This window comes from Mojavia sp. (assembly GCF_059505145.1).
Genome location: NZ_JCACKA010000089.1, coordinates 41,123 through 48,203, shown reverse-complemented (window position 1 = coordinate 48,203; position 7,081 = coordinate 41,123). Strand labels below are relative to the sequence as shown.

The following is a 7,081-nucleotide window of genomic DNA, read 5'->3' as shown; positions in this document are numbered from 1 at the left end:
ATCAGGCTGATGCTCAAACGGCTGGCACATTTATAGATCCCAAATGGGTTCTATATTCTGGATTATATTGATCAAAGCAAAACTCTGGTGATTAACAGCCCCAGTGGTATCCGAGGAGCAAACGAAAAAATGTATGCTCTGCAATTTCCCAAAGCAATTCCAGAAACGATTGTCAGTGCTGATAAGCAGTTTATTCGGCAATTTGTCGAAGCAAAAGGGGCAGCAGTTATCAAACCACTTGGTAATAAAGCTGGGGAAGGAATTTTATTTTTACAATCAGGCGATCGCAACTTCAACTCCATAGTTGAACTTAGTACTCTCCAAGGTCGAGTACCAGTTATGGTACAAACCTATTTACTAGAGGCAAAACAAGGAGACAAACGAATTATCCTGCTTAATGGCGAACCGATTGGTGCTTTAAATCGTCTTTCTAGTGGGAATGATTTTCGCAATAATATGGCAGCAGGTGGTACAGTCGCTCAAACTGAAATTACTCCAAGAGAGCATGAAATTTGCGCTCAATTAGCTGAAAGATTACGCAAAGACGGTTTAATTTTTGTTGGTATTGACGTAATTGGTGGCTACCTTACCGAAGTCAACGTCACTAGTCCAACCGGAGTTCGTGAAATAGAACGATTAGATAATACTCGCCTTGGACATCAGATTATTCAATGGGTCGAACAGGTAACTGTTTAAGCGGGTTTAATTAGTAGAAAACACTTTTGCTCAATCAATAGACTTCTTGCAAAAGTTAATTTAATGAAAATTAAAACATTGTCTTGGAAAGTTATGTTTGGAGAAAACCTTTTTTACAAAGTTCAAATTTCTGACGAAAAGCTGCTTTGCGTTTAAGAGGATGTTTTAAAAGTCCTCTTGTTGGTAGCAAAACGTTTCAGATCCCCCTAAATACCCCTTAAAAAGGGGTATTTTAAGAATTTTTCCTCCTTTTTAAGGGGGGCTAGGGGGGATCAACAAGTGTTTAAAATCACAGCCAAATACTTTTCAAACAACCTCTAAGGAGGAAGCCTCCACTCTGACTTTTCGCAGATAAATGCAAATGAACACCAATAAATTATCTGTGTTTATCGGTGTTTATTTGTGATTCTAAATAAAAAACTAGGATTTTTGCAAGACATCCAATCTAATAATGAAGCAAAAAGTGAAGTAGCAATTACTAGTTATTGCTCAGGATCATCACAGGAGACAGCAACTTTTGGAATTAAACAAGGAGCAGATTTACGAGAGGGTGCATTACTAATAGCTGTTTTCATAAATTTCAGGACATTACGTTGCTGATACTTAAGGGTTGTTAGCACGGTTAGTATCCGAGCAACAAAAGCACTTCCCGGTTAAGTCTAAGAACTAAAAATCTTCCATCCGCAAAATTTACTCAGCATTTATCTAGAAAATGCACCACTATTCTTTAAGCCACGGCTTGAGGTCGTTTTTTTGAGAGTCTGACGAATTGTTTCGTCAGAAATCGAATCAACCACACCAGTATTCACTAAATGATCTGCCAACAGTTGCATTGTCCAACGCACACACCCAGAGGGTGGGTCAGAACAGGCTGTGGCAATTAAAAATGCTTCTTGTTTGTTTTCAAGTTTGTGAGGTTTCGGTGGATGAGGGCGTTCGTTCAGTGCAAAGCCTAACCCACCTATGACAAATTTTTCTCGCGTCCGCTCCACTGTTGAGATATGAACTCGAACAGTGGAGGCGATTAGTTGATCTGTTTTTCCTTCAGAAGCCATCAGAAGAATATAAGCGCGGGTCATGGTTCGTGCTTTATGTTTACCTTTTTTAATTAGCGCTTGTAATTGATAAACTTCATCTTCAGTTAAATCAACAATGTACTTCTTTGCCATACTCTTTTCTGATTTTTAAGTAGCTTATCAGTAACACACTACCTAGCAATGTCCTTTGCCAAACTATTAGTCTCGTCGTCTCAGCAAGGATTATGAATGTCTTACTGAAACGAATGAAGCTTATCTAAATTTGAAAAATTGGTTTTGATGAAAGTGTATCTCGTTATTTAAATCAAGCTGTTATACCGCTGTGAACAACATCAAAAACCCAGAAAAATTCGTCTTAAACCAGCTGTAATCATAAACAATGGCATATTGTCCTGCTGAATTGCTGCCTTAAAACTAGGGCGATCTTTAAGATTTTGAAAATATCTTGCAATTTCAGATTGCGAATTGTCTTCCCATAGATAGCCAAAATTTAATTCATTTAAGCGATTGAGAACAGCTGTCCATACAACATCAGCTAGGGAATAAGTTTCACCGCGCAACCATTCAGTTTCACTCAATTGGTGTTCTAGTTGCTTCAACAAAGGCTGAATTTGTGCATTGATATCAGCAATTTTCTTGGAATCCTGAATTGTTTGGTTCCACTGTTTCACATCCTGCAACTTAGTAGCATATCTTTCTTTCAATTCAGGATTCGCTTGCATGAGTTGAGGAATAAGCTTTTCTTTAATTTGAACTGAGCGTCGTAACACGATGCCATCAATTCCTCTGTAGTTGCCGTACATCACTTCTCGCATAGGAAAACGATTCTGGAGATCAACCCATGCATCCATTCTTTTTCGCAAAACTAATTCATTCGGAATCAAACTCGGATTAGGAAATTGTTCATCTAAGTAACGAATAATCATTGCTGAATCACAAATTACTTTGCCATCATGGACTAGAGTTGGAACAACACCTTTGGGATTGAGACGGATGTAGTTAGGCTTCAAGTTTTCAAAGGTCAGAAGATTAATCAGGCGATCGCTCCATTTGAGATTTTTCTCCGCCAAAACTAGCTTCACCTTTTGAGAGCAGAGTGAACCCGGAAAGTAGTAGAGTTCAAGCATTTTAATTTACTTCTCCTCTCATGCTCGTGACATCAGGTTTAGATGACAACAGTTGTTATGTTAGATAAGATAACAACTGTTGTGATAACATGTCAACAGATTTAATTTTATTTTTTACTGACTCTTGGAACACGAGCAAAACAATGAGTTATAGCGATCGCCGTCTGGAAGTGACTGAAGCAACATGGCGCGTAATTATTCGTGAAGGACTTGATCGCGCCAGTATGCGTGCGATTGCTCAAGAACTTGGCTGTACTACAGGTGTTCTTACCCACTATTTTCGAGATAAAGACGAACTGACGCTTTTTGTACTGGAACGAGTGTTTGAAAACCTATTTAGGGACATGAAAGCTTGTACAGAAGGACTACACGGAATTGAGCGGTTTGAGCAAATGATTTTCGCAGCGCTACCTTTTGAACTTAGTGGTGGCCAAGGTTGGCAAATTTGGATTGCCTTTCTAGGGTATGCAATTGGGCGTGAAAAGCTAATTCAGGAACATCGAAAACGCTATGAGTTACTACATCAGTTTATTTGCAAAGAGTTTACTGATTTGCAAACCACAAAGCTGATTCGAGAAGATATTGACTTAACGCTTGAAGCAAATGCACTGATAGCACTCGTCGATGGTATTGGGACAGGGTTTGTCATTAATCCTGAACAGTTTCATCCAGACCAGCAGCGATATCTTGTGCGACGATATATTAAAACTTTACTCGCAGTCTCTTAAGACACCATTTAACTTTAAATACTAAGCTCGGCTTTATCCAATTAAGCCGCATAAACCGCTGTGACTCCACACTTAGTGATACCAAGTTGCGAGCGAAACAAAGTGGAGCGAAGCAATCTCCCCTAACGAAAGATTACTACAACAGAACGCAACTTGTATGAGCCAATCTGCCAAGCTATTTAGGTCAGATGTGAATGTCGAAAACACTCTTACTGATGACTCATCTCTTCCTTAAGGAACGCACACGTAAATTTCTTGTGCCCCCATATCTAGCCCTGCTGCATTCAGATTAAGCTGCACAACGACCCAGCATTGAATGCTACTCTGGCTATACTTTTTGGATTTTCAGCAGAAAAATTCTAAGAAGCTACATCTGATTCCTCAGTTTCTAGCTGTTGCTTTGCAGCTACAGCATCCAGTTCCTCAATAAAAGCATCAATTGCTTTGGCTGCGGACTGCTTGCCTACTTTGAATTTAGAAAGAATGCTTGAACGTATTGCTTCATAGTCTGGTATGACTTGCTGTTCAACAGAAACAGCCTCTTGTGTAGGTAGGGCAACTCCACCCAAACGCTCATCTATTAAACCCTTGATCTGGGCTATTGCATCTGTTAGTTCCTGTCTTAGTATCTGTTTTATGTCTTCATCACCAGCTGGTGTAGATGAAGTTAAAGCAATCACTTGTTGTCTAACTATCTCCTGAATCTCATCACCACCGGATAATGTCAGCCCAGCTTTAGATTGACCCAGAATTCCCTTGAGCAACCTTGTCGCTGTTTGATTTAATGATTCATTTTCGGAAATCTGCATTGCTGAGAGTGCTTTGATTTCAGCATCATTTAACTGGATTGAAATTGTCACCTTAGCCATACTCTCAACTCCTGTAAAGTTTCATATTTAACAATGAATTCTTGCCTACTAACATTTGTATATAGTTTCTTTGACAGTAGTTTGCTTGCTTGTATATAGGCTATGTAGACAAATTATTTACTAATACAACTACTAATACAACTACAAATACAATTACAAAAACTTCTTGATCTCAACAACTTTTATTGCAGATTCTTTAGTTTAACTTAATTATAACGCACCTTTACCTGACCTCTATGCTTGAAATAGGGGCACAGGTATTAAGCCCCTATTTCAACTTTTTATTCTCGAATCATTTTTAGTTCTGCAATAGAGCGGTTTTACATGAAAATAGGTGTATTGCTTCTGTTGCTAGTTGACATCATCACTAGCTTGAAGTTTTTACCATCCATCACAGTAATTATCTACTCGAATGTCCCGCCAAATATCTGATACGTCCCACCCGGAGTTTTCTATTGATTTAACTTCCAGCCTCTCAAACATTGGAGAATAGCGATAGTTAGGAGTATACTCAGGCTTTTTATTATTCTCTAGTTTTTGCTGAACCTCTGTTACTGGTTTTGGAGCCTCAATAATTTGAGCTTCCGGCTCTAGCTTTTGGGTTAACCCTGTTGTAACCGTCTTTTTTAGGATGGGTTTTTCTAATTTCCTGATGACTTTCATATTTCTCTAAAATTGACAAATCTACGACTGTAAAAAAGCAAATGAATAAAAATCCAGGAGTCAAATGTCAGAAATTTAATAGTGGGGAGTTTAATTACCGCCACTAATTTAATACAGCTAAATTTTTGATAGCTACATAATGTTTAGCTATTAGATTCATTCACTATTCAGACTTAAATTATGACTTCTGAATTTTTGATAAGCTTTCTTTGGGAATCTGAAGAGTTCAGAAATTTGTAAAAAGAATTAACATTGATACCTTAATTTATAATGAACTACTTTTACACTGCTCACAAGTCGTTAAAACTAGAACTTGTTTGTTCGGTTCGCTGCACTGTCAAGTACTCCTACCTCAATTACAAATCCCTCCTGCTGCTCTCCCATAGCACCTCACCTTACCCTAACCTTTGGACAGCAGAGCTACGCACAATAACCTCCGGCATCACCAGCCAGCATAAGGTTATGCGTTTATCCCCGCAAAATCCTAAATCTACAGGTTTAGAACATTACCTAAAAATTCTTACCTGAGATGGGTTTAAAGAGCCTGCAAATACCTTATTGTGAGTAATTTCTAAATTTTGAGGAAGCTGAAATGACCTACTCAGATAATCAGAAATTAACGACTGAGGATGTCGAAGTTACCAACGAACTATTTAAAAATAGTTCTGAGTACCAAGATTTGAGTGAACAGGGGCAGCAAGATGATTATTTTGATGCTGATCTCAATCGGGCACGTAACGCAAAGCAAAAAGACACTGCTAAGAGTTTGCCCAATGATTTGACACAGCCTCCAACATCGTAAATTTACTGTTTCTATCAATACCTTCAGAAATTTATCAACAAATGACAAACCAAAAAGTCGTGCTAGTTACAGGCGCATCATCCGGGTTTGGACAGTTAATCGCTCAAAAGCTTGCTTGTGGTTACTGTGTCTTTGGTACTAGTCGCAAAGAACATCCAACTTCACAGGGCGTGGAAATGTTGACGCTGGATGTTACGTCTGACTCTTCAGTAGAATCGTGTATTAATCAGTTGCTTACACAGACTAACCGCATTGATTTACTTGTGAATAATGCTGGACAAATTCATGCCAGCATGATTGAGGAAACTTCTTTAGAACAAGCCAAGGAGATTTTTGAGACGAACTTTTGGGGTGTTGTACGTGTTACTAATGCTGTCTTGCCCGTCATGAGACAGCAGCGTAGTGGGCATATTATCAATATGAGTTCAGTGGCAGGATTGATCGGCGCGCCTGGCCAAGGTTTTTACTCTGCAAGCAAATTTGCACTTGAAGGTTATAGTGAAGCATTAAGCGTGGAACTAGACCCATTCAATATTAAAGTGTCTTTAGTTGAGCCTGGTTACTTTAAGACCAACTTCAACCAAGCCATGTTACAGCCTACCGCAATTCATAGTGATTATGACACTGTACGCGATGTAATTCGCTCATCTGTCGATCAAGCAATTGCACAAGGTGACAATCCTGACAAGGTTGCACAAGCGATTGCTCGTATTGCTTCGAGCTCCTCACCACGATTACGCTACCGTGTTGGCAATGAGGCACAATGGTTGCCTAGACTGAGAGCAATACTACCTGATAAGTTGTTTCGATTTAGTGCGCGCAAACGCTTGAACCTGCCTTAAACCATAGCACTATTTAACTTGGTAACTACATTCGGAACTACAGTTGCGCCCCACAGTAGTAATGTATGACATTTTGTGGAGGGCTTTCACTCGACTGTAATTGTTTACACTGGTTTAATTGACTTGGAAGTGGCTTGGTAAGACAGTAATTTATGTTTGTTAAAATTCAGGGTTCAAACTTAGTCAGTTGGCGTCTCAAACGATTGCACTCATCAAGCAGTGTATTAAGTTCCGCTCTTGCGTTTGTTTAGTTAGTTCCGGCAATGAATGAGATAGCTGGTCGGCTGTACTTAACCTTTCAATTGCCGCTCCAATTA

7 protein-coding genes and 1 pseudogene are annotated in these 7,081 nt (G+C 39.1%); 4 read left to right on the top strand and 4 right to left on the bottom strand.

Translation table 11 applies throughout. From position 1 onward, the window contains the following. Positions 1 to 51: 51 nt before the first annotated feature. A pseudogene (gene gshB, locus AC5JL8_RS26170) lies at positions 52 to 696 on the top strand (glutathione synthase); the annotation flags it as partial. A 701-nt stretch (positions 697 to 1,397) separates the two neighbouring features. Here the strand turns inward: gshB and AC5JL8_RS26165 are convergent. Further along, positions 1,398 to 1,865, bottom strand: coding sequence for a helix-turn-helix domain-containing protein (locus AC5JL8_RS26165; protein ID WP_495882599.1), 468 nt, complete (start codon positions 1,863 to 1,865; stop codon positions 1,398 to 1,400). Positions 1,866 to 2,065: 200 nt separating this feature from the next. Further along, on the bottom strand, positions 2,066 to 2,860 hold the full coding sequence (locus AC5JL8_RS26160; RefSeq protein WP_495882598.1) for a glutathione S-transferase family protein: 795 nt from the start codon (positions 2,858 to 2,860) through the stop codon (positions 2,066 to 2,068). Between the two features lie 89 nt (positions 2,861 to 2,949). Between AC5JL8_RS26160 and AC5JL8_RS26155 the strand changes: the two genes are divergently transcribed. Beyond that, positions 2,950 to 3,588 carry a TetR/AcrR family transcriptional regulator gene (locus AC5JL8_RS26155; RefSeq protein ID WP_495882597.1) on the top strand — a complete coding sequence of 213 codons (639 nt, stop codon included), beginning with the start codon at positions 2,950 to 2,952 and terminating at the stop codon, positions 3,586 to 3,588. A 359-nt stretch (positions 3,589 to 3,947) separates the two neighbouring features. Here AC5JL8_RS26155 and AC5JL8_RS26150 read toward each other — a convergent pair whose 3' ends face one another. Continuing rightward, positions 3,948 to 4,457 (bottom strand): hypothetical protein, encoded by a 510-nt coding sequence (locus tag AC5JL8_RS26150; RefSeq protein ID WP_495882596.1) that lies wholly within the window; start codon positions 4,455 to 4,457, stop codon positions 3,948 to 3,950. Between the two features lie 381 nt (positions 4,458 to 4,838). Next, on the bottom strand, positions 4,839 to 5,120 hold the full coding sequence (locus tag AC5JL8_RS26145; RefSeq protein WP_495882595.1) for a hypothetical protein: 282 nt from the start codon (positions 5,118 to 5,120) through the stop codon (positions 4,839 to 4,841). 592 nt (positions 5,121 to 5,712) lie between these two features. Between AC5JL8_RS26145 and AC5JL8_RS26140 the strand changes: the two genes are divergently transcribed. Continuing rightward, positions 5,713 to 5,922 carry a hypothetical protein gene (locus tag AC5JL8_RS26140; RefSeq protein WP_495882594.1) on the top strand — a complete coding sequence of 70 codons (210 nt, stop codon included), beginning with the start codon at positions 5,713 to 5,715 and terminating at the stop codon, positions 5,920 to 5,922. Between the two features lie 41 nt (positions 5,923 to 5,963). Further along, a complete protein-coding gene (locus AC5JL8_RS26135; protein ID WP_495882593.1) occupies positions 5,964 to 6,764 on the top strand; it encodes an SDR family NAD(P)-dependent oxidoreductase in 801 nt (266 codons plus the stop codon). The last annotated feature ends 317 nt before the right edge of the window (positions 6,765 to 7,081 follow it).

Bases quoted from the DNA above. Each gene is read 5' to 3' on its own strand.
- AC5JL8_RS26160 (WP_495882598.1), bottom strand. From the start codon at position 2,860: ATGCTTGAACTCTACTACTTTCCGGGTTCACTCTGCTCTCAAAAGGTG.
- AC5JL8_RS26145 (WP_495882595.1), bottom strand. From the start codon at position 5,120: ATGAAAGTCATCAGGAAATTAGAAAAACCCATCCTAAAAAAGACGGTT.
- AC5JL8_RS26150 (WP_495882596.1), bottom strand. From the start codon at position 4,457: ATGGCTAAGGTGACAATTTCAATCCAGTTAAATGATGCTGAAATCAAA.
- AC5JL8_RS26155 (WP_495882597.1), top strand. From the start codon at position 2,950: ATGTCAACAGATTTAATTTTATTTTTTACTGACTCTTGGAACACGAGC.
- AC5JL8_RS26165 (WP_495882599.1), bottom strand. From the start codon at position 1,865: ATGGCAAAGAAGTACATTGTTGATTTAACTGAAGATGAAGTTTATCAA.
- AC5JL8_RS26135 (WP_495882593.1), top strand. From the start codon at position 5,964: ATGACAAACCAAAAAGTCGTGCTAGTTACAGGCGCATCATCCGGGTTT.
- AC5JL8_RS26140 (WP_495882594.1), top strand. From the start codon at position 5,713: ATGACCTACTCAGATAATCAGAAATTAACGACTGAGGATGTCGAAGTT.